Below are 22925 nucleotides of genomic sequence, written 5' to 3'. Positions count from 1 at the left end.
GGCTCAGTGCACCGTTGGCAATGCACAGCCACCCAGGTCATCCAGCCTCAACGCCTCCTGGGTCAGGCGTTCAAGCTCGGCGGACTCCGCCCGTTGCCGGTCGTCACTGATCTGATCGATACGGTTTTTGTAGGTGGCGTCATCCAGGGCTTCACGCTGCTCGAACAGCGTGTCCGAGCGGCTGATGAATGGTTCGTTCAAGGTTTCAAACGAGCCGCTCTGGGTCTTTTTCAAGTAGTTTTGCCACCACGGCAGATTCGCCAGGTACTTCAGAAGGAGCGGCGAAAGCTCAGCCTCCTTGACCTGCGCTTCGGCCATTCTGAGCATGTTTTGGGTGACCCCGCCGAGGCTGGCATAGCGCATGTGGCGAGGCTGCCCCGGCAAGTGCAGGCGCTCGACCAGGCCAGTCCGATAGGCCAGGCTGACCTCCAGCGGGTCGACCGTCGGATGCGCGACACTATGGTGACGGGCGATGGACGCCAGCCGATCGAGACGAAACAAGCCCCTGCCCAAGCGCAGCAGCGGCCGGGTCTGCGCCTCGCCCGTTTCGACCTGTCGCACCGCTTTGCGGACCAGAACCAGTACCTCCACATTACTGAAACTGTCGGCGGCGCTGTCATCACAGTTCAACGGCGTGGCGGCGAGTTCGAACACTTGGCCGCGCAACTCGACATCCTCTGCCGTCGCTTCCAACACGTTCCAGACGCGCCGGTGCAGGTCCTCTCGCACGTGCACGCTGTCTGCGGTATCACTCAGCCCTGCCAGCAGCTTGAACAGTCCGTCGCAAGCCGGCTCATCGCGAAGCCCCAGCCAGATCTCGGCTTGCTGCGCGTGCCCCGCCAGCCGTTCATCCCCCAGCCACAGGGCCTTGGCCCGCTGTTCGTGTAACCGGCCAATGTCATCTTCAAAAAACCCCATGCCCACCCCCGTCTCGTCGCGGTAATGGTTCAGTAGCTGGCGGGTGCCGGCATCCAGCGGGTTTTGCTCCAGGTGGATGTTCTCGGGCTTGCGCTGCTCGGTGTCGAACAACCACGGCGGCAAGCTGACGATATCGTTGGCGCGCAGGTCGAGTCGGTTCAGGTGGGGAATGCGCATAATGCCGGTCGGCAGGCTTGTCAGCCGGCAATTGCGCAAGGCCAGGGTCTGCAGATCGAGCATCTTGTAGACCACCGGTGAGTCCAGCAGCGGGTTGTCGTTCAGGTTCAGCACTTGCAGCGCCTTGAGGTCGGCGAGTTTGGTGCGGGTGTACTCGGTCAGTTGCAGTTGATTGTGGTCGAGGTACAAGTGACTGAGCTGCTTCATTTGCTGGAGCACTTCCGGCAGCCGCGTGATGCGGTTACCCGTCAGTTCGAGGAAATTCAGGCCCTTGAAGTGCTTGAGGAAATACCCGACGTCGTCGTTGAGCCCCATACGCTTCAACGACAACTGCCGGACATGCCCGAACTGGACACCCGGCGGCAGGGTCGGCAAGGCGCCAACGGCCATGCCGTCAAGATTCAGGATCGGGACCTGGCGAGCCGCCACATCCCGGCTCAGCGTCGCGTATTGCCAACTGCGCTTGATCGCTTCTGCGGCCTGATGGCGCGCCAGGCGCAGGTCAAGCAGGGCCTGGTCGGATTGTGCGACCTTGTCCTTGGTCCACAGCTTCAGGGCCCGATGCAACGCCTCATATTGTTCTTCAAGGGCACGCACGGCTTTGGCGCGGGACAGGTGATCGGAGCCCAGGGCTTGCAGGAAAGTCGCGATGCGCGAGTCATCAAACAAGGGGTAGAGCTTTCTGACCTTGCGCATCAGGCCATGGGGATATTGCTGCCACCCCATCGGCGTGGCCTGCACGCACGACAGGGCCGGTTCCTCAGCCAGCGCCCGTTCCGGCCACAGGTAACGGGCCATCCGGCTGCGCTCATCCTCGGCCTTACCGATAAGGGTGTGGCGCAAGCGACTGGCCATTTCGTTTCCGTCGAGTCCCATTGCCTCGATGTGCTCGGCGGACAGACAGTCGAGCAGGGCCGTGTAAAACCCTTCCGGACCACCGGCCAGCGCCCCCAGCGACACCCCCTGCCCATCGTGGGCGCGAAAGCCCTTCGCCGACTGAACCAGCACACGCGTGGCGGCGGCCTCTGTATCGCCCACCTGGGCGAGAATATCGCCCCGCAAGCGCTCACGGCGCACTTGCAGCACCAGGTCCTCGGGCCAGCCCGGCACCACGCGCAGCAGGCCGGTGGCGATGCGGCGGGTGGCATCGGTGGCCACCTCCGGTACGTACAGGCCCATCAGGGCCTCGTCTTCGTCCAGCGCCTCCTCGGTCGCGCGCGCCCATTGGCTCAGGCGCAGCGGCACGCGCCGGGTATGACGCAAGCGCAGGCGCTCGGCGGTGGAGGCTTCACTCATGACTTCCCAGGCGAGCCGAATAGGCAACTGCGGATGACGGTCCTTGAGCAACCCATGATCCGCCTGCTCGGTGAAGTCGGCATGCGCTCGCAGCCGTTCATACACCGCTCGATGATGCTGCTTGAGCGATGCCGCGAGGCGCCGCGCCAGGATCGCTTGCTCCTCGCCTGGCTGAAAGGCGCTGCCCAGCAGTGTCACTTTTTCTTCATCGTCCAGGGCGGCCAGCAACGTCGGCAGGATCTGCCCGCTTTTCAGTTGCTGCGTGGTCAGGTGGATGCTCAGGTCTTCGTAGTCGAAAGGCGCAGTGTCAGGGTGACGCTCAAGCACATAGCCTTCATCGTCCAGCAGTTCGAAAAACCGCCCTTTGGGCCAGCCGTCCATCAACGGCAGCGCCTGCATCTGCACGTGGGAGGTCGTCGCGTCGAGGGGGGCTTGATGGTCCATTTGCCAGATCAGGTCGCGAATACTCTGGTTCTGCCGCATGCGCTGCGCACAATCGCGCAACCGTTCCGGCAATGGCAGGTTGTCCCTGGCCAGTTGCTGCAGGCGGGGCAAGTTCATATCGGTGATGGCGGCGATTTGGCGCAATTGTTCCGGGGTAAAGGACTTCAGGCTCGGGTCGAGCCGCCCCAGGATGTATTCGACACTTTCCCACTCATAGGGACGCTCGAACGAGAACTGCCAGCCGCCCTGGAAGTTGTGGCTCACCGGCGGCTGATACGCCGAGGCACGTCGCGGGTGCACGGCTCTCCAACGGCCGGTACGGGCATCAAAGGTGATCGAATACACCGCACCGTCGATATTCACGTAGGACTGGCCGTCGACCTGATACACCCCTCGCGGACCGGCAACCCGGCCGTGCAGCGACAGGGACTGCTGATAGGGCTCGGGACGGGTACGCCATAACCGCGTGGATTGGTCCGGCATGCGCACACCTTCGACTTTCTCGTACAGCCGCGACGTGGCAGGGGTAGATCGCCACAGCCGCCCCACCACGCTCGTCCCCGCCGCGAACAAGGCCATGGCGGCCAGGTTTTCAGCGACGTTGGTCAGGTGCCTGAGCGCTTCGTGCTTGTCTTGGTGGACCCAATCGTCCACCCCATCGAAGACCTCCCCAAGAATCTGCCCGACCGCCACGCCCATCATCAGTTGCCCGATGACCGGCACCATCAACCCCGCGACATTCAGCAGGGTCAGGCCGATATCCAGGTAATTCTGGACGCGCTCCTTGCGCGCATCGTCATCGGCCTGGGCGTTGGGCACCGCCAGTACCAGGGCATCGAGGCGTATCTTGCCGACACAGGCATTGAAAAAAAACGTCGATACATTGCTGGTTACCGCCAGCGGCTCCACCCGTATCAACGTTTTGTTCTGGTCAAAGCGCTGAAAAAAATCGAAGCGCTCGGACTCATCCAGATAGCCGGTGAAAAACGTGCGATAGGAGCCGACCTGGAGTTTGAGCGTCAGGTAGACCTTGAACTGCTCGAGGGACTCATAGCGGTACCATGGGCGCACCGGCTCATTGGGCATGTACACCACGATCGGGCCGCGGGAAAGACCCTCGGCCGCCGTGCTGGAAAACACCAGCACGCCCCACAGGCAAGCCCCGTCTATGTTCAAGCCCTGCCAGGTCAACGGTTGGCGGTTGAACCACACGTTTGGAACCTCGGCGGCTGGCAGGTCGAGCCTGACCACGTCGAGCAACAACGCACGGGTGGGGGCGTCGATATCGCCCTTGCCATAGGCCACATGCAGGTCGATCTGCATGTCCAGGCAGCGAGGCTGGCCAACCTCGCTGACCGCCGGGTTATAGCCCCGGCCAATGTCCAGTTGGCCCTCACCGGGAGCAGGCAGGTTGAACACTTCACGGATATGCGCCTGATAAGCCGCGCCCAGGTTCAACTCGCGACAGTAACCGACAAAGGTATGCGCGGTGGGGTGTTGCGCAATCGCGCGCTTTGGCCCGACACGCACGACCGCGTTGATCGGTAGCCCGCCAACCGCGGCCGAGGTGTCGGAAAAGTTCTGCATGGCGGCCTGCAACAGGCTGTGCCGCTCCAGGTTGATGGTCTCGATCAGCATGCCGCCGAGGTCTGCACTCACACCGCTGAATGAACGCCGGGGCAGATCCAGGGTGTCATTATCGATGTCCAGTTCAGCCAGGCCTTTGCTCGCCAGGAAGGCGCCGAGCCGTTCGCGGCAAAACTGATCCAGGGGCTTGAGGCGGCGCAGCAGCCGCTGCAGTTTTTCCCGCGGCCGTTCACTCAGCGCATGCGCCCGCTCGATGCCGTGCAGCACATCGGCATCAGCCTTGACCAACCAGGCCGGCAGTTGCTCATACAGCACTTGCGCCTTGTCCAGGTCGCCGGTGACTCCCAGCAGCGCGGCCATCGTTTCATTCTGAGTCACAGGCGCGACGGCCTGGCTCAAATCAACTGTTTGCGTCATTAACAACGTTCCTTCATTGCGTTGAACAATGACGCAGCACGATAAGCCCACCCTCCTCGCCAAAGGGTTCAAATAGTTGCGCGTTCAAGCACTGGAGCGCCCTGGTTTTTGTACCTGAACGTGATCTGGTTACCGCCACGTTGGCCCACGCCACGCGGGCCGGGGGGCACTTCGCAGGCAGGGGCGGCCGTTTGCCATATAACTTATTGATCTAAAACTCCGCACATGGGCGTGGGGTCAGTCCCTAGGTACCCGCTGCATTGGCGCGTGCATTTCTATCCCTCCCCAACGGAAAAACCGGTAAGGACTCTATGTGCGGATTAGCTGGAGAATTACGTTTCGATCACCAACCTGCCGACCTGGCAGCGGTGGAACGAATCACCCATCACTTGGCGCCACGCGGACCTGACGCGTGGGGCTTCCATGCCCAAGGGCCGATTGCCCTGGGCCATCGACGCCTGAAAATCATGGACCTGTCGGACGGCTCCGCCCAACCGATGGTCGACGCCCAACTGGGCCTGTCCCTGGCGTTCAACGGCGCGATCTATAACTTCCCGGAATTGCGCCAGGAGCTTGAAGCCCTCGGCTACGCCTTCTATTCCGGTGGCGACACCGAAGTGCTGCTCAAGGGCTATCACGCCTGGGGCGAAGCCCTGCTGCCCAAGCTCAATGGCATGTTTGCATTCGCCATCTGGGAGCGCGATTCCCAGCGCCTGTTCATCGCCCGCGACCGGCTCGGCGTCAAGCCGTTGTACCTGTCGCGTACCGGCCAGCGTTTGCGCTTTGCCTCGGCCTTGCCGGCACTGCTCAAGGGCGGCGATATCAACCCGATCCTTGATCCGGTGGCGCTCAACCATTACCTGAACTTCCACGCCGTGGTGCCTGCACCGCGCACCTTGCTGGCAGGTATCGAAAAACTGCCGCCGGCCAGCTGGATGCGCATCGACGCCGACGGCACCACCGAGCAGAAAACCTGGTGGACCCTGCCCTACGGTCCGCACGAGGATGAGCGCAACCTCACCCTCGAAGACTGGACCGACCGCGTACTCGACAGCACCCGCGAAGCCGTGGCAATTCGTCAACGCGCCGCCGTGGATGTTGGTGTACTGCTGTCCGGCGGCGTCGACTCGAGCATGCTCGTCGGGCTGTTGCGTGAAGTGGGCGTGCAGGACCTGTCGACCTTCTCCATCGGGTTTGAAGACGCCGGCGGCGAGCGTGGCGACGAATTTCAGTACTCGGACCTGATCGCCAAGCACTACGGCACGCGCCACCATCAGTTGCGCATCGCCGAAAGCGAGATCATCGAACAATTGCCGGCGGCCTTCCGCGCCATGAGCGAGCCGATGGTCAGCCACGACTGCATCGCCTTCTACCTGCTGTCGCGGGAAGTGGCCAAGCATTGCAAGGTGGTGCAGAGCGGCCAGGGTGCCGACGAGCTGTTCGCGGGTTACCACTGGTACCCGCAGGTCGACGGCGCCAGCGATCCGTATGCGGCCTATCGCGAAGCATTCTTTGACCGCAGCTATGACGACTACGCCGCCACCGTCGCGCCGAAATGGCTGACCGCCAACGACGCCGCCGGTGACTTCGTGCGCGAACATTTCGCCATGCCCGGTGCCGATGCGGCCGTGGACAAGGCGTTGCGCCTGGACAGCACCGTGATGCTGGTGGACGACCCGGTCAAACGCGTCGACAACATGACCATGGCCTGGGGCCTGGAAGCGCGTACGCCGTTCCTGGACTACCGCCTGGTGGAACTGTCGGCCCGCGTGCCAGGCAAATTCAAGCTGCCCGACGGCGGCAAGCAAGTGTTGAAGGAAGCGGCGCGCCGGGTGATCCCGAGCGAAGTCATCGACCGCAAGAAAGGTTACTTCCCGGTCCCCGGCCTCAAGCATTTGCAAGGCGACACCCTCAACTGGGTGCGCGAGCTGCTGCTCGACCCGAGCCAGGACCGTGGCCTGTTCAATCCGGCCATGCTCGACCGCCTGCTGACCGATCCGCAAGGCCAACTGACCCCGCTGCGCGGCTCCAAGCTGTGGCAACTGGCGGCGCTGAACCTGTGGCTCAGCGAACAAGGAATCTGATTGATGAAACCCCATGCAGCGGCTTACAGCCAACGCTTGCTCAAGGGCCAGGCGCCAACCTACGAGCGCCTGCAAGCCCGACTGGCCGAAGATGGCAGCCCGCTGGCCGCCGAGCCGATTGCCGTGCACTGCGGCTGGGGCCGGTTGTTGATCGGCCATACCTTTCCCGACCCCGCGAGCCTGGCCGAGGAACTGCTCAACGAGCAGCCTGGTGAGCGCGACATCGCCCTGTACGTGGCGGCGCCGCAGCAGATCCTCGGGATCGATCCGCAGCAGTTGTTTCTCGACCCCTCCGACACCCTGCGCCTGTGGTTCAGCGACTATCGTCCGGCCACCCGGGTGTTTCGCGGTTTCCGCATTCGCCGGGTGCAGACCGAGGCAGACTGGGCGGCAGTCAACCAGCTCTATCAAGGGCGGGGCATGTTGCCGGTCGACGCTGAGCGCCTGACCCCGCGCCATCAAGGTGGCCCGGTGTATTGGTTGGCCGAGGATGAAGACAGCGGCGCGGTGATCGGCAGCGTGATGGGCCTCAATCACCAGAAAGCTTTCCACGACCCGGAAAACGGCTGCAGCCTCTGGTGCCTCGCGGTGGATCCGCACTGTACGCGTCCTGGTGTCGGCGAAGTGCTGGTGCGCCACCTGGTGGAGCACTTCATGAGCCGTGGCTTGAGTTACCTCGACCTGTCGGTGCTGCACGATAACCGCCAGGCCAAGAACCTCTACGCCAAGCTCGGCTTTCGCGCGCTGACCACCTTTGCGATCAAGCGCAAGAACGGCATCAACCAGCCGTTGTTCCTCGGCCCGGGTCCGCAGGCGGGGTTCAACCCCTACGCGCGGATCATCGTCGAAGAGGCGCACCGGCGCGGCATCGATGTGCAGGTGGATGACGCCGATGCCGGCCTGTTCACCCTGAGCCATGGCGGACGCCGCGTGCGTTGCCGCGAGTCGCTGAGCGATTTGACCAGCGCGATCAGCATGACCCTGTGCCAGGACAAAAGCCTGACCCACAAGGTGTTGAAAGCTGCCGGATTGAAACTGCCATCGCAGCAACTTGCGGGCAGCGCCGATGACAACCTGGAGTTCCTCGACGAACACCAGCGCATCGTGGTCAAGCCGCTGGATGGTGAGCAAGGCCAAGGCGTGGCAGTGGATCTGCAGACCATTGAAGAGGTGCAGCAGGCCATCGAAGCGGCGCGCCAGTTCGACAGCCGCGTGTTGCTCGAAAGTTTCCACCAGGGCCTCGACCTGCGCATCCTGGTAATCGGCTTCGAGGTGGTCGCCGCCGCGATCCGCCGCCCTGCCGAAGTCACCGGCGACGGCCAGCATTCCATCGGGGCATTGATCGAAGCCCAGAGTCGGCGGCGCCAGGCGGCCACCGACGGCGAAAGCAAAATCCCCGTGGACGCCGAGACCGAACGCACCCTGCAGGCGGCCGGCTACGACTACAGCAGCATTCTGCCGCGGGGCCAGACCCTGGCCGTGCGCCGCACCGCCAACCTGCACACCGGCGGCTGCCTGGAAGACGTCACCGCCATCCTGCACCCCACGCTGGTCGACGCCGCCGTACGCGCCGCCCGCGCCCTGGACATCCCCATGGTGGGCCTGGACCTGATGGTGCCCGCCGCCGACCAACCGGACTATGTATTTATCGAAGCCAACGAACGGGCCGGCCTGGCAAACCATGAGCCGCAGCCGACGGCGGAGAAGTTTGTGGATTTGTTGTTTCCCCATAGCCAGCCGACCGCCCAATAACCCAGTGGAGAGCCGGGCTGTTGTGGTGAGCATGTGCGTGGTGGCAAGCAGACTGTTTCTGGCAGACAGGGCTGTTTTGGCAAGCAGGGCTGTCATGACAGGCAGAACTGTTGTGGCAGGCAGGACTGTCATGACAGGCAGAACTGTTGTGGCAAGCAGGGCTGTTGTGGCGAGCGGGCTTGCCCCGCGTTGGGCTGCGAAGCAGCCCCCATCCAGGCGCCGCGTTTTTCCAGCCAGAACTGACTGGCAGGTTTTGGGGCCGCTTCGCAGCCCAACGCGGGGCAAGCCCGCTCACCACAATTAACCCAGTCACCACAATTAGCCCGCTCGCCACGCCACAACCAGCCCGCTCGCTCCAATAGCGCGCTCACCTCACGAGGAGTTTTCATGACTCGAACCATCCCCGAACCGGACCTCAATTACCTGCAAAAAGTCTTGCTGGAAATGCTCGCCATTCCCAGCCCGACCGGGTTTACCGACACCATCGTGCGCTACGTGGCCGAGCGCTTGGAAGAGCTCGGCATTCCATTTGAAATGACCCGGCGCGGCACCATTCGCGCCACCCTCAAGGGTCAGAAAAACAGCCCTGACCGCGCTGTCTCCGCACACCTGGACACCATCGGCGCCGCCGTGCGCGCGATCAAGGACAACGGTCGCCTGACCCTGGCGCCGGTAGGTTGCTGGTCGAGCCGCTTTGCCGAAGGCAGCCGCGTCAGCCTGTTCACCGACAACGGCGTGATCCGTGGCAGCGTGCTGCCGTTGATGGCCTCAGGGCATGCGTTCAACACCGCCGTGGATGAAATGCCAGTGAGCTGGGACCACGTTGAATTGCGCCTGGACGCCTACTGCGCGACCCGTGCCGACTGCGATTCCCTGGGCATCAGCATTGGTGACTATGTGGCGTTCGACCCGCTGCCGGAGTTCACTGAGAGCGGGCATATCAGCGCGCGTCACCTGGACGACAAGGCCGGCGTCGCCGCCCTGCTCGCGGCCCTCAAGGCCATCGTCGACAGCGGCGAGCCGTTGCTGATCGACTGCCATCCGCTGTTCACCATCACCGAGGAAACCGGCAGCGGCGCCGCAGCTGCCCTGCCTTGGGACGTGAGCGAGTTTGTCGGTATCGATATCGCCCCGGTCGCCCCCGGCCAGCATTCCAGCGAGCATGCCGTGAGCGTGGCGATGCAGGATTCCGGCGGGCCGTATGACTATCACCTGTCGCGGCACCTGTTGCGACTGGCAACCGACAACGAACTGCCGGTGCGCCGCGACCTGTTCCGCTACTACTTCAGTGATGCTCACTCGGCCGTGACCGCCGGCCACGACATCCGCACCGCGCTGCTGGCGTTTGGTTGCGATGCAACCCATGGCTACGAGCGCACGCATATCGACAGCCTCGCCGCCCTGAGCCGGCTGTTGAGCGCCTACATCCTCAGCCCGCCCGTGTTCGCCAGCGACGCCCAGCCGGCCCAGGGTTCACTGGATCGGTTCAGTCACCAGATCGAGCATGAAACACAGATGGAGAGCGATACCCGCGTGCCGTCGGTGGACAGCCTGGTGGGCAACAAGTCCTGAATACTGGCAACTGGAGTCCCGGCGCAGTAGCATCGCCGGGATTCTCTATGTGAGGCTTGTATGCTGATTCCCTACGACGCGCTTGAAGTCGACACCCTGACCCGCCTCATCGAGGATTTCGTCACCCGTGACGGCACCGACAATGGCGACGACACGCCCCTGGAAACCCGTGTATTGCGTGTGCGCCAGGCGCTGACCAAGGGCCAGGCATTGATCGTGTTCGACCCGGAAAGCGAGCAGTGCCAGTTGATGCTCAAGCACGATGTGCCCAAGCATCTGTTCGACTGACCGAGGTTATTCAGGGGTTGGGCACCAGCACCGGATGGGTGGCAGCGCCTTGGCGCTCGAGGATTTTCTGATAGACCTCGGCACGATGAACATGCACCCCGGTCGGTGCCTCTACCCCGAATTTCACCTGGGTACCGTTCACCTCAAGGATGTGCACGGCGATGGTGTCGCCGATGGAGATGATTTCGTCGACAGTACGGCTTAATACCAGCATGGTCGTTGTCCTTTTTGAGTCTCAGGACCTTGACCATGCGCGCATGGATGGGCGCCATCAATGGCTTGCAAACAAATCAGCCAGCACCTACAAACGTTGGTAATTTGCCTGACAGACCTGATGAAATATTGCCGTCGACAGCACCCTCACCGGCCAGCCCGGGTTCAAGCCTTGGCGCTTTGACCCTGGGCCTTGGCGCGCATCTTGTCGGCCATTACTGTCATCTCGTCGTACAGCAACTGTGGATTCTTCTGCTTCAACGCCCACGCCATCCGCCCCTGCTCATGGGGCAGAATCATGAACTCGCCCGCCGCCACCCGCTGGTAGATGTAGTCGGCAATGTCCGCCGCCGAGATCGGCGAACTCTCGAGCAACTTGCCCACCTGCGCCTTCATTGCCGGGGTCGGTCCGCGAAACGAATCCAACAGGTTGGTCTGGAAGAACGACGGGCACACCACGTGCACCCCGACCTCTTGCTGCTTGAGTTCCACCAGCAGGCTCTCCGACAAGGCCACCACACCGGCCTTGGCCACGTTGTAGTTGCTCATGGCCGGGCCCTGCATCAACGCCGCCATCGACGCAATGTTGATAATGCGGCCCTTGCTCTTTTCCAGCAGCGGCAGAAACGCCTTGCAGCCCTTGACCACCCCCATCAGGTTGATCGCGATCTGCCAATCCCAATCCTCCAGCGACAGCTCGGCGAAGAACCCACCCGAGGCCACGCCCGCATTGTTGACGATCACATCAATGCCGCCCAGCTTCACCTCGCAGGCCTGGGCAAACGCGGTGAGCTGGCTGTAGTCGCGCACGTCGCAGCGCTGGATAAAACCCTCGCCACCGGCCTCTCGCACCAGCCTGAGGGTTTCCTGCAAGCCCGGCTCACTGACGTCCGACAAGGCCAACTGCCAACCCTCACGGGCCCAGCGCAGAGCGATTTCACGACCCAGGCCGGACCCGGCGCCAGTGATCATCATGCGATTTTGCATAGGAAGTAGCCTTGTGGTTCACAGAAGAAGTGACCGGCAGTGTAGCGAAGGTTTTTCCTGCACCCACGCACCATCAGATTGATGAATGCCCCAGGCAAACCGCAGGCCGGGTCGGATGCCGGCGTATAGCCTAAGTTCAATCTTTTTCAACTAATGAGCTGCAGTTGCGAACGCATTAAAAGAAATAAGCCGGTGTGCGAAATGCTTTAAAAAAACACGGAATTTTCTCCGTTGTGGTGCAGTCGGAGTTGTTAAGGCGTCCGAATTTAAATGACGGGCCTCTCGTTAAATAACCGGTCTTTGCAGAAGGCCTATAAGGAAAAAAACTATGAGCCTCATTCTGATCATTATCCTGATCCTGTTGCTGGTCGGTGGTCTGCCAGTGTTCCCTCACTCGCGTAATTGGGGTTATGGCCCGTCGGGTATCCTCGGTGTAGTGCTGGTGGTGCTGCTGGTGCTGTTGCTGCTGGGTCGGATATAACCGCCACCCGGTATTAAAAAAGATGCAAAAAAAAGAGGCCTTGAAAAAGGCCTCTTTTTTATTGCCGGTTAGTTAGTCCGGCTTACCATTCACTACGCCGGCGGTGTTATCCAGCAGGCTCTTGGTGGCGGTTTGCAGGAACGACTCGAGTCGCTGCTTGAGTGCAGCCTCGTCCGGCGATTCAGGGATCACTTTGCCGGTAGGGTTGGCGCCGAGTTCGTATTCCCACAGTTTCGGCGGCATTTCCTTGGGCAATACCAGGATCCGGTCGGCGGTGACCAAGGCTACCGTCTGGTCGCTGCCGGACGGCTTGATCACACCGAAGCCCTTGTCGCCTTCCGGCAGGTTGAGCAGGTCACGACCCCAGCACTGGTGCAGGGTGTCGCCACCGAGACGACCCATGATGGTCGGCACGATGTCGATCTGGGTGCCCACGGTGTGGTCACGCTCGCCGAACTTCTCTTGCATGCCGGGTGCAATCATCAGCATCGGCACGTTGAAGCGGCCCAGGTCCATCTCGGTGATTTGCTGTTCGTTGCCGAAACCGTGGTCGCCGACGATCACGAACAGGGTTTCCTTGAAGTACGGCTCCTTGCGGGCCTTTTCAAAGAACTGGCCCAGGGCCCAGTCGGAATAGCGCATGGCCGTCAAATGCTCGTTGAGGCTGCCACGGTCAGTGACTTTCTCGACCGGCAACGGCGTCGGCAATGCGTACGGGGTGTGGTTGGACAGGGTCTGCAGCAGCGCATAGAACGGCTTGCCGCCTTCGCGGGCTTTCAACTCTTCCAGGCCACGGTTGAACATGTCCTGGTCGGACACGCCCCAGGTCGGGTCGGAGAACACCGGGTTGACGAAGTCATTGCGGCCGATGAAGTTGGTCATGCCCTGGTTGCTGAAAAAACCCGACTGGTTGTCCCAGGCGAAGTCGCCGTTGTAGACATACACGTCGTCAAACTTGCGCGCACTGAGCAACTGCGGCAGGCCCGACAGCTTGTGGCTGCCTTCCGGGGTCTGCATCAGGTATTCGAAGCCCGGCAGGTTCGGGAAGCACGCCATGGTGGCGAACATGCCCTGGTGGGTGTGGGTGCCGTTGGAGAAGAAGCGGTCGAACAGCAGGCCTTCCTTGGACAGTTTGTCGAAGTACGGCGTGATGTTGCCCGGACGCCCCAGCGCGCCGACCGAGTGACCGGCGAAGCTTTCCATCAGGATCACGACCACGTTCTTGATCGGCAGGGTCTTCTCGGCCGGTGGCGTGTAGTCACGGCGCACGGCGGCGATGTCGGCATCCACCAGCTTTTCCTGCGGCAGCACCAGCATGTCACGCACGGTCTGGGTCGCCAGTGGCTGATCCAGGGTGGCCTTCCAGATGTTCGAGCGGTCTTCGGAGAAACGCGACTTCGCAGCCGCGATCAGCGACAAGGTGCCATTGAGGCCCAGTTGGTTGGCGAAGTTCGATTCGGTGGTGTAGACATCACCCCAACGCAGCGGCGGGCCCTGGCGCAGGGTGCCACGTGCGGCGACCACGGCGATCAGCAGGCAGACCACGAACACCGCGATGCGGCTGTACCACGGTGCGACCTGGCGGGTGCCAATGCTGCCACCGCTGAACGGGCCGCGCGGGCGAGTGGCGCGGTCGGCGCCCTTGAACGCGATGCTCAGGATCAACGTGCCCACGGCCCATGCCAGCAGGTAGCGCACCACCGGGAAACCGTACCAGAGCATGCTCATCACGGTTTTCGGGTCTTCCTTCACATACTGGAAGACCAGGCCGTTGAGGCGCTGGTGGAACTCGCGGTAGAAGTCCATTTCCATCAGGCCCAGGAACAGCGCGATACTGGACGCTACGGTCAGCCAGAAACGGAAGAACCCACGTGCCGCCATCGCCCGTACGCTGAACAGCGCCAGCAGCAATGGGATGATCAGGTACACCACCAGGCGCAGGTCCAGACGCAAGCCGTTGGCGAAGGCTTCGAGGAAGGTCGAGGCCGGGGTGTCGAGGATCATCTCGCGGTTGTACACCAGCAGCGCCAGGCGCAGCAGCGAGAACATCACCATCATGACCAGTGCGCAGAGCAGCGTGTAAGCCAGATGGGATTTGACGGTCGGTTGCAGCAGGCGATTAGAAGCTCGCTGCTGACTCAGGGCGTCCGGGTTTGCCATGTCGTTTCAGGACCCATTGGAAGTTTAAGTTGCGAAATAATGCAGTGGCGTCCGTCCCTCGCCCAGGCTGGCTGGGGTAGGCGGTTAACGCGGTGGCGCAAATGGTGCCCGATCAAAGCCGGCAAGGCTATTAATTACTGAACGTGCACCCCTGCCCCGCCTTTAAAGGCAGTTGAGATAGAGCCTTTGGCTGGGAGGTTTGAGCGGGCGAATTGTCTTGGATGGGATGTGAAAATTGTGTGCGCAGAATATTTCGAAACATAAATGTGGGAGCGGGCTTGCTCGCGAAGGCGCCACATCAGTCGCACTCTGCAGCGACTGACCCACCGCTTTCGCGAGCAAGCCCGCTCCCACAGTTTTGATCGCTGTTCGGGCTTGGGATTCGGGGTGCTGCGGCATTTGAGCGGTCGGTACAGCTCGGTTCCAACCTAGAAATACATCCCAAATGTGGGAGCGGGCTTGCCCGCGAAGGCGCCAGATCAGCCACCCTCTCCAGCGACTGACCCACCGCTTTCGCGGGCAAGCCCGCTCCCACAGTTTTGATCGCTGCTCGGGCTTGGGATTCGGGGTGCTGCACCGGCAGTTGAGCGGGCGGTACAGCTCGGTTCCAACCTTGAAATACACCCCAAATGTGGGAGCGGGCTTGCACGCGAAGGCGCCAGATCGGTCACCTCTTCAGCGACTGACCCACCGCTTTCGCGAGCAAGCCCGCTCCCACAGTTTTGATCGCTGCTCGGGCTTGGGATTCGGGGTGCTGCCGCATTTAAGCGGACGGTACAACTCGGCTCTAACCTTGAAATACATCCCAAATGTGGGAGCGGGCTTGCTCGCGAATGCGGTAGACCAGCCACCCTCTCCAGCGACTGACCCACCGCTTTCGCGAGCAAGCCCGCTCCCACAGTTTTGATCGCTGCTCGGGCTTGGGATTCGGGGTGCTGCACCGGCATTTAAGCGGACAGCACAACTCGGTTCCAGCCTTGAAATACATCCCAAATGTGGGAGCGGGCTTGCTCGCGAAGGCGGTGGACCAGTCACCCTCTTCAGCGACTGGCAAACCGCTTTCGCGAGCAAGCCCGCTCCCACCTTTATCGTGCCCACTCCAGAGGGAGTGAGGCGCTTAGATCCGCACGTTGCCGCGCGGCCCGGCGATTGCCCAGATGATCAGGCCCAGTACCGGCAACAACAGGATCAGCAGGATCCAGAGCACCTTGGCCCCGGTGCTCGCGCCGCTTTTGAACACGTTGATGATCGCCCAGATATCCAGCGCCAGGATGATCAGCCCGATCAGGCCGTTGAAAGTGGAACCCATGGTGTCGCTCCTAAGTGAGGGCATGCACTTGTAGGATAGTCAGCCCTGGCCGGGGTTCCGTTTTATTTCAGACGTGTACGGCGACTTTCAACGCTTCCAGGGACGGCTCGGCCTTGATGCCGATTTCAGCGCACAACTCGAGCACGCGCGGCAGGTCATTGCCGTAGACCAGCACGGCCTGGATTTCATCATCGAGCAATTGGCTGAAATCCAGCAGCACATAGCCGCCATCTTCCGGGCTCAGGGCGCTCATCTGGATCTGGATACGATTGAGCGCGGTCAGGTCCTCGGTCTTGGCCAACTGCTTGGGCTTGAGGTTGAACGCCACACCCGGGCCGAACGAGGCGACGATCTGCGCAAACAGGTCGCCATAAGTATCGGCCTGGAACAGCACCGTGTCCGGCAGGCTGCCAACCACCACCCACTCGCCCAACGGGATCGGGAAGGTGTCGTCGTAGTTGATGTCCGGGTTGGCCGCCAGGAAGGCCACCGGATCGGCGTAGGCCTGGGCCGCTTCATCGGCGATGCGCGCCACCTCGTCTGCGCCCATGACCCCGGCGCTGATTTTGCTGATGAGTTCGACGAGGGCGGTTTTCATGGGGTGATCCTGTAGCGGGCTGGTTTTCGAGGGCGCACAGCCTACACCAGTTTTTGCAACTGCGCCGCCGTATCCGTGGCCCCCATGGTCTGCGCCGCTGCCAGCGCCGTAGCGCCTTGGGCGTCGGTGGTCTTGGGGTTGGCGCCCTGGCTGAGCAGGTAGTCGACCATTTCCACGCGATTGAACATCGCCGCCATCATCAGCGCGGTGCGGCCATCGGAGGATGCCGCTTCGACGGGCGTGCCGCCTTCGATCAGCGCCTTGACCACCGGCAGATTGCCCTTGAACGCCGCACCGGCAATCGGCAACTGGTTCTTGTCATTCGCGATCAGCGGGTCGGCCTTGAATTCCAGCAGTACTTTGACCGCTTCGGCGTGGCCGTGGTACGCGGACAGCATCAGCAAGGTGTCGCCGTTGTGGTTACGAAAATTCGCCGGCAAGCCCTTGGCCAGCAGCGCGGCGAGCATGGCGGCATCGCCCTTGCGGGCCACGTCGAAGACTTGCTCGGCAAATTCGGCGGCTTCGTCTTCGGTCATTTGTTTGGCGTGGTCTGACATGTGGGAACTCCGTGTCTGGTACTGAATAGGCGCCAGTGTCGCGACGGAGTTCCCAGCTGTCATGGCTTTTTTGTCAAAAGCGCCCATAGGCAGAATCAATAGCGGAACTGCCCACCCTGGATCTGCGCGAGTAATTGCCCGGTCACCGGCACGTAGCAGTCGGACCCCGGCAGCCACGCGTACACCGGGTCATTGCCGGCCTTGTCCGGGTCAAACGCCTCTTCCTTGAGCCGCACTTTCTGATACTTGAAGGTGCCGGTGGTTTCCATCTTCACCTTGATCCGCAGGAACAGTGGCACCGCATAGTGCGGCAGTTGGCCATGGGCGAATTGCAGCAGCTCGCGCATGTCCAGTGAGGCCAGGGATTCGCTCGGAGTGATAGCGACCATGCCCGCGCGGCCATTGGTGTTTTCGATTTCGACCCCATAGGCCACTACCTCGGCGATCTGCGGGTGCTGCAGCAGGACGTTCTCGACCTCGGTGGTGGAGACGTTTTCGCCTTTCCAGCGATAGGTGTCGCCCAGGCGATCGATAAATTGCGCATGGCCGAAGCCGATGCTGCGCAACAAATCGCCGGTGTTGAAGTAGCGGTCGCCCTTTTCAAACACGTCGGTGAGGATCACCTTGCGGTTCTTTTCTGGGTCGGTGTAGCCGTCGAACGGCGATTTATCATCGATCCGCGCCAGCAACAGGCCTTGCCCGCCGGTTTGCACCTTGCGCATGAAACCATCGGCGCCCCGGATCGGCTCACCGCTGTCGTGGGCGTAGTCCACCAGCGCCCAGTGTTGCAGGCAGAAGCCGATGGTGTTGTCGAAATTCAGCACGTTGGTAAAACCGATGTTGCCGTCGCTGGCCGCGTACAGCTCGCAGATATGCTCCACGCCGTAGCGCGCCTTGAACTGCGCCCATACGCCGGGGCGCAGGCCGTTGCCGACCATCTTGGTGACCTGGTTTTCACGATCGAGCCCGCTGGGTGGCTGGTCGAGCAGGTAGCGGCACAACTCGCCCACATAACCGAGGGTGGTGGCCTTGAACTTGCGCGCGTCATCCCAGAATTGACTGGCGCTGAACTTACGGCGAATGGCAAAGCCCGACGCGCCGATAATCGCCGACCCCCAGCACACGCACAGGCCGGTGGCGTGGTAGAGCGGCAACGTGCAATAGAGGACGTCTTGCGGGCCCATGTCCAGGGCGATGCTGCCGAAACTCACGGCGGTCTTGGTCCAGCGGCCGTGCTTCATGATGCCGGCCTTGGGCAGGCCGGTGGTGCCGGACGTGTAGATATAGAAGCATGGGTCGTTGAAGAAGATCTGTGCAGTGCTGGCGGGGTTGTCCTCCGCGCACTCGGCGCTCGCGGCCAGCAGGTCGATGTAGCCCTCGGGCACGGCGGCGGGTTGCTGGTCGGCGACAAACCAGGTACGCCGGGCCTCGATCTGCACCTGCTCACGTACTGCGTCATAGGCTGCTACCAGCTCAGCGCCCACCACCACCGCCACCGGGCTCACCAGGTTCAGGCTGTGCACCAGCGCACCCTGGGTCTGCGCGGTATTGAGCATCGCGCAGATGCCGCCGAGCTTGGCCACGGCCAGCACACTCAGCAACAGTTCCGGGCGGTTTTCGATAAACAGCGCCACCACGTCGCCCTTGCCGATGCCCTCGGCCTGCAGGTGATGGGCGATACGGTTGGCGCGCTGGTTGGCTTCGCGGTAGCTGAGCACGCGGTCGCCATACAGCAGCGCCGCGCCATCGGGGTTGCGCAGGGTCGCTTGCTCGAAGTGCCAGCCCAGGCCGCAGGATTGTTGGGGATCGGTGACGTTGGCGGCACGCATGCCGCGCACCACCCGTGGCAGGGCTCGAACGATGGCGGGCATCTTACGCAGCATCATGCCCCAGGTGATCATGTCGTTTTGCGGATGGCTCATGGAGGAACGTCCTTTTTCTTATTCTTCGTATGATCCAGAAACACCGACTCTCTTGTAGGCAGAAGGCCGAATGCATTGAAGGAAAATACGTCAGCCCCTCTTCGGCTGTACACGCGGGATTTGAAAAGTTTTGTATCCCGAGGGGCGCGTGCTGAAAAAAGGAATTTAGCCGCGTGCGGGCAGTCTTTATGGATAACGGCACGCGCAATTCGCCGGGTTGAGCAGCGCAAAATGCAGGATGCATGATGGCCATTCATGCAAATTGCACGAAAACGAAAAATCTCATTTTTTATAAGCCACTGATTTATAACGATATTTTTAAAATACAGTAGCTGGCACAATCACTGCACCTATCACTCCATGCTTGCCAACTTGAGCCAACGGAGCTGATAGACATGAGCCTGATCCAAGATAAATTCGCTTCAGTATTCTCCAACTACGACGTCACCACCCAGCCACGTCCCGACGGCGGCATCCTGTTGACCCTGCGCAACAGCGAAGGCAAACAGGTCAAGCGTTCGATTTCCTACCAGCAGTTGCACACCGCCGATCAACTCACTTGGGTGATCAGCGCCATTCGCCGCGACCTGGCCGAACAAGCCAGTGAGTTGCCGCAAATTTCGATGCTGCAGAGCCAGAACCGTTTTGCCCTGCCGACTTACCATTCGGCCTGAGCAAGCAGCTAAAAAAAGGGCCGCAATGCCGTTGAGCATTGCGGCCCTTTTTCATGGATTCAGCACAGGCCTCGACGCGCCGCCTCGTTCATCGCCTGCACGCGGTTGGTGACCTCCAACTTGCCGTAGATGTTGCGCAAGTGGAATTTCACCGTGGCTTCGGACGTATTGCGTATCTGGCTGATCTCCCAGACCGTCTTGCCTTCCGCGGCCCAGCGCAGGATCTCCAACTCGGTGGGGGTCAAGGGCTTGCCGGACAAGCTCAGCCGCCGCCTGACGGCATCGGGCACGCAGTACGGTGACGACTCCTCTGTGCCTATCATTAAGTTCTCTCCCTTTTATTGGCGGACGCCCTGTCAGCATTCGGATTCCTCCTATTGACAGGTGATATAAACATCGATGCCGCAGAGAGTTACATAACGAATGGTATTAAGGCGTAGGGCCCGCAATAAACAGCCGGGCCTTACAGGAATTTAAGTTTCTTCCCACAGCAACTAACAACTCATCGGGGTTGATGTTTGTAATTCGCCGCAATCAGTCGTCCAATCCGGGGAAACGTCGGGCGATCTCATCTCCCGTGAACGCGGGTACCTGGCCTTGAGCGTTATTGAACAGCCGCAGCGTGACCAAGTGCGGGTTCTCGCCGATATCAAACCAGTGTGCAATACCCGCCGGGATCACCAGCAGGTCATGCTTTTCGCAACGTATGGCGTACACAAAGTCGCCAATGTGCAGGGTGTACAAGCCTTGGCCCGCAATAAAGAAGCGCACTTCGTCGTCACTGTAACGGCGCTCATCGAGGAACTGCGCGCGCAGTGAGTCTTTTTGCGGGTGGTCGCCGGTGACGCTGAACACGTCCACGCGCTCGTAGCCCAGGGCGTCGATCTGCGCCTGGTACGCCGCGATCATTTGCGCGTCGCTGGCCCCCTGCTCGATGGGTGCGGGCTGCCAGCGCTCGAACCGCACACCGTGCTCGGCGAGGATCGCGGCGATGTCGTCGGCATGGGTCAGGACCTTGTTCGGGGTATCCGGTGAAGTGACGGGGTAGACGGCGACATAGCTCATTGAGGGTTTCCTTGGTTCTGCTCTTGCAATCGAAGACCGATGATAACGGCGGCGGCCAGGGCCGCGACGCTGGCGATGCTGAAAGTCAGGGTCGGCCCCAACAGGTTCCAACTGTAGCCGGAATACAGCGCGCCCAACGCGCCGCCGGTACCCGCCAGGGCGGCATACAGCGCCTGGCCCTGGCCTTGTTGTCTAGCGCCGAAGCTGCGTTGCACAAAGGCGATGGCCGCCGCGTGAAAGCTGCCGAAAGTCGCGGCGTGCATGACCTGCGCCAGCAGCAGCACCCAGAAGTACTCGGCAAACGATCCCAGCAGCAACCAGCGCAGGGCCGCCAGCAGGAAACTGGCCAGCAGCACCCGGCGCAGCGAAAAACGCGTGAGGATGCGGCTCATGCCGAGGAACATCAGCACCTCCGCCACCACTCCCAGCGCCCACAGCATGCCGATCGTGCCCCGGCTGTAGCCCAAGTGTTCCAGGTGCAGGGTGAGGAAGGTGTAGTACGGGCCGTGGCTCATTTGCATCAGCGCCACGCAGGCATAAAACGCCAGTACCCCAGGGCTGCGTAACTGCTTGAGGAACCCCTCCCCGGCCAGGCGATTGCCGAGGCTGGCCGGTTGCGCATTCGGCACCCACAGGCTGGCACCGATGATGCCGGCCATGATCACCACGACGACTACCGGGTAGATGTCCAGGCTCAGCCAGTCGAACAGGCGGCCCATGATCACCACGGTGAGGATAAAACCGATGGAGCCCCACAGGCGGATCTGGCTGTAGCGCGAGGTCTGTTTTTGCAGGTGCGCCAGGGTGATCACCTCAAACTGCGGCAGCACCGCGTGCCAGAAGAACGCATGCAGTGCCATCACCAGGGCCAGCCAGGCGTAGGTGTGGCTGACGAAGATCAGCGAAAAGCTCACCAACGTACACACCGCACCAAAGCGCACGATGGCCAGGCGCCGACCGGTGTAGTCGCCTAGCCAACCCCACAGGTTGGGTGCCACGCAGCGCATCAGCATGGGGATGGCCACCAGCTCGCCGATGCGCGCGCTGGAGAACCCGAGATGATCGAAATACAGCGCCAGGAACGGCGCCGTCGCCCCGAGCAGGGCGAAGTAGAACAGGTAGAAGCTGGAGAGGCGCCAGTACGGGAGGGCTGGGGTCATTACCGGGGCTGCTTCGCCGCCCGGCAAGAACAAGCGCCCTTGCCACGGCAAGCTCGCTCACCCCTACAGGCGGTCACAGCTGGCCCAGCACCGGGGTGGTCACCTGTACATCAGCGTTTTGCCCACGGTTGCGCAGCAGGTGGTCCATCAGCACGATGGCCATCATCGCCTCGGCAATCGGCGTGGCGCGAATGCCGACGCATGGGTCGTGGCGGCCCTTGGTGATCACATCCACCGGGTTGCCGTGCACATCGATCGAACGGCCCGGCGTGGTGATGCTTGACGTGGCCTTGAGCGCCAGGTGCGCGACGATTGGCTGCCCGGAGGAAATACCACCGAGGATGCCGCCGGCGTTGTTGCTGAGGAAACCTTCGGGGGTCAGCTCATCACGGTGCTCGGTGCCGCGCTGCGACACGCAGGCAAAACCGGCGCCGATTTCCACGCCTTTCACCGCGTTGATGCTCATCAACGCGTGGGCCAGCTCGGCGTCGAGGCGGTCGAAGATCGGCTCGCCCAGGCCCGGCTTGACGCCTTCGGCGACCACCGTGATCTTGGCGCCGACGGAATCCTGGTCGCGGCGCAACTGGTCCATGTAGGCCTCCAGCTCCGGCACCTTGTCCGGGTCGGGGCTGAAGAAGGCGTTGTCTTCAACGCTGTCCCAGGTCTTGAACGGAATCTCGATCGGGCCCAACTGGCTCATGTAGCCACGAATGACGATGCCCTGGGTTGCCAGGTATTTCTTCGCGATCGCGCCGGCAGCCACGCGCATGGCGGTTTCGCGGGCCGAGCTGCGGCCACCGCCACGGTAGTCGCGCTCGCCGTATTTGTGATGGTAGGTGTAGTCGGCGTGAGCCGGGCGGAACAGGTCCTTGATCGCCGAGTAGTCCTTGGACTTCTGGTCGGTGTTGCGAATCAGCAGGCCAATGGCGCAGCCGGTGGTGCGGCCTTCGAACACGCCGGAGAGGATCTCGACTTCGTCGGGCTCCTGACGCTGGGTGGTGTGGCGGCTGGTGCCGGGCTTGCGGCGGTCGAGGTCACGCTGCAAGTCTTCCAGGGACAGCTCGAGGCCAGGCGGGCAGCCGTCGACAATGGCGACCAACGCCGGGCCATGGCTTTCGCCCGCGGTGGTGACAGTGAACAGCTTGCCGAAGGTATTGCCGGACATGCAGAGCGCTCCGTGAAATCAGTTGAATCAAGTCAACCGTAATAACTTAAGGCGGCCAGTATACGCAGGCTAACTCACTAGTTCATCCTCGAAACCTTA

Annotated in this window: 18 protein-coding genes; 6 read left to right on the top strand and 12 right to left on the bottom strand. The window is 61.8% G+C overall.

Annotated features, from left to right (window positions below; translation table 11 throughout):
- Window positions 1-3 precede the first annotated feature (3 nt).
- The gene (locus C9990_RS09265) at window positions 4-4839 is read right to left on the bottom strand and encodes an NEL-type E3 ubiquitin ligase domain-containing protein (RefSeq protein WP_106803075.1); all 4836 of its coding nucleotides are present in this window, start codon (window positions 4837-4839) and stop codon (window positions 4-6) included.
- 311 nt (window positions 4840-5150) lie between these two features.
- Between C9990_RS09265 and C9990_RS09260 the strand changes: the two genes are divergently transcribed.
- The 4 genes from C9990_RS09260 to C9990_RS09245 all read left to right on the top strand — a co-directional run bounded on the left by C9990_RS09260 (window position 5151) and on the right by C9990_RS09245 (window position 10535).
- Window positions 5151-6923, top strand: a complete 1773-nt coding sequence (locus C9990_RS09260; protein ID WP_106803074.1) for an N-acetylglutaminylglutamine amidotransferase — start codon at window positions 5151-5153, stop codon at window positions 6921-6923.
- Between the two features lie 3 nt (window positions 6924-6926).
- A complete protein-coding gene (gene ngg, locus C9990_RS09255; RefSeq protein ID WP_065904291.1) occupies window positions 6927-8675 on the top strand; it encodes an N-acetylglutaminylglutamine synthetase in 1749 nt (582 codons plus the stop codon).
- Between the two features lie 387 nt (window positions 8676-9062).
- Complete coding sequence (locus C9990_RS09250) at window positions 9063-10247, top strand: osmoprotectant NAGGN system M42 family peptidase (protein ID WP_065904290.1); 1185 nt, start codon at window positions 9063-9065, stop codon at window positions 10245-10247.
- Between the two features lie 60 nt (window positions 10248-10307).
- The gene (locus C9990_RS09245; protein WP_003192759.1) at window positions 10308-10535 is read left to right on the top strand and encodes a YheU family protein; all 228 of its coding nucleotides are present in this window, start codon (window positions 10308-10310) and stop codon (window positions 10533-10535) included.
- Window positions 10536-10545: 10 nt separating this feature from the next.
- On the opposite strand, the gene csrA is transcribed toward C9990_RS09245, so the two are convergent.
- Both csrA and C9990_RS09235 read right to left on the bottom strand, forming a co-directional pair.
- Window positions 10546-10749 carry a carbon storage regulator CsrA gene (gene csrA / locus C9990_RS09240; protein ID WP_065904288.1) on the bottom strand — a complete coding sequence of 68 codons (204 nt, stop codon included), beginning with the start codon at window positions 10747-10749 and terminating at the stop codon, window positions 10546-10548.
- A 164-nt stretch (window positions 10750-10913) separates the two neighbouring features.
- Complete coding sequence (locus C9990_RS09235) at window positions 10914-11735, bottom strand: SDR family oxidoreductase (protein ID WP_065904286.1); 822 nt, start codon at window positions 11733-11735, stop codon at window positions 10914-10916.
- Between the two features lie 328 nt (window positions 11736-12063).
- Here C9990_RS09235 and C9990_RS09230 point away from each other — a divergent pair, with 328 nt between their 5' ends.
- Entirely contained in the window at window positions 12064-12216 is a 153-nt protein-coding gene (locus C9990_RS09230) for a DUF3309 family protein (protein ID WP_015885095.1), read from the top strand.
- 72 nt (window positions 12217-12288) lie between these two features.
- On the opposite strand, the gene C9990_RS09225 is transcribed toward C9990_RS09230, so the two are convergent.
- The 5 genes from C9990_RS09225 to C9990_RS09200 form a co-directional block, all read right to left on the bottom strand.
- Window positions 12289-14376 (bottom strand): LTA synthase family protein, encoded by a 2088-nt coding sequence (locus C9990_RS09225; RefSeq protein WP_065904285.1) that lies wholly within the window; start codon window positions 14374-14376, stop codon window positions 12289-12291.
- 1117 nt (window positions 14377-15493) lie between these two features.
- The gene (locus tag C9990_RS09215) at window positions 15494-15685 is read right to left on the bottom strand and encodes a PLDc N-terminal domain-containing protein (protein WP_003172956.1); all 192 of its coding nucleotides are present in this window, start codon (window positions 15683-15685) and stop codon (window positions 15494-15496) included.
- A gap of 67 nt (window positions 15686-15752) precedes the next feature.
- Window positions 15753-16283, bottom strand: a complete 531-nt coding sequence (locus C9990_RS09210; RefSeq protein ID WP_106803072.1) for a hypothetical protein — start codon at window positions 16281-16283, stop codon at window positions 15753-15755.
- Window positions 16284-16324: 41 nt separating this feature from the next.
- Window positions 16325-16840 (bottom strand): ankyrin repeat domain-containing protein, encoded by a 516-nt coding sequence (locus C9990_RS09205; RefSeq protein WP_065903353.1) that lies wholly within the window; start codon window positions 16838-16840, stop codon window positions 16325-16327.
- Window positions 16841-16935: 95 nt separating this feature from the next.
- On the bottom strand, window positions 16936-18762 hold the full coding sequence (locus C9990_RS09200) for a long-chain-acyl-CoA synthetase (protein ID WP_106803071.1): 1827 nt from the start codon (window positions 18760-18762) through the stop codon (window positions 16936-16938).
- A gap of 395 nt (window positions 18763-19157) precedes the next feature.
- On the opposite strand from C9990_RS09200, the gene C9990_RS09195 reads away from it, so the two are divergent.
- Window positions 19158-19436 (top strand): DUF3509 domain-containing protein, encoded by a 279-nt coding sequence (locus C9990_RS09195; RefSeq protein ID WP_003172952.1) that lies wholly within the window; start codon window positions 19158-19160, stop codon window positions 19434-19436.
- Between the two features lie 59 nt (window positions 19437-19495).
- Here the strand turns inward: C9990_RS09195 and C9990_RS09190 are convergent, their stop codons facing one another.
- The 4 genes from C9990_RS09190 to aroC all read right to left on the bottom strand — a co-directional run bounded on the left by C9990_RS09190 (window position 19496) and on the right by aroC (window position 22826).
- Window positions 19496-19759 (bottom strand): response regulator transcription factor, encoded by a 264-nt coding sequence (locus C9990_RS09190; protein ID WP_065903357.1) that lies wholly within the window; start codon window positions 19757-19759, stop codon window positions 19496-19498.
- A gap of 211 nt (window positions 19760-19970) precedes the next feature.
- Entirely contained in the window at window positions 19971-20501 is a 531-nt protein-coding gene (locus C9990_RS09185) for an acireductone dioxygenase (RefSeq protein ID WP_106803070.1), read from the bottom strand.
- A complete protein-coding gene (locus tag C9990_RS09180; protein ID WP_106803069.1) occupies window positions 20498-21661 on the bottom strand; it encodes an MFS transporter in 1164 nt (387 codons plus the stop codon). The genes C9990_RS09185 and C9990_RS09180 overlap by 4 nt, the downstream gene beginning before the upstream one ends.
- A 73-nt stretch (window positions 21662-21734) precedes the next feature.
- Entirely contained in the window at window positions 21735-22826 is a 1092-nt protein-coding gene (gene aroC, locus C9990_RS09175) for a chorismate synthase (protein ID WP_106803068.1), read from the bottom strand.
- Window positions 22827-22925 lie beyond the last annotated feature (99 nt).

Source organism: Pseudomonas sp. S5D5 (assembly GCF_003013355.1).
Classification (GTDB): Bacteria; Pseudomonadota; Gammaproteobacteria; order Pseudomonadales; family Pseudomonadaceae; genus Aquipseudomonas; species Aquipseudomonas aylmerensis.
Note: the sequence above shows the minus strand (reverse complement) of the source record. Positions and strands in the feature narration are given on the sequence as shown.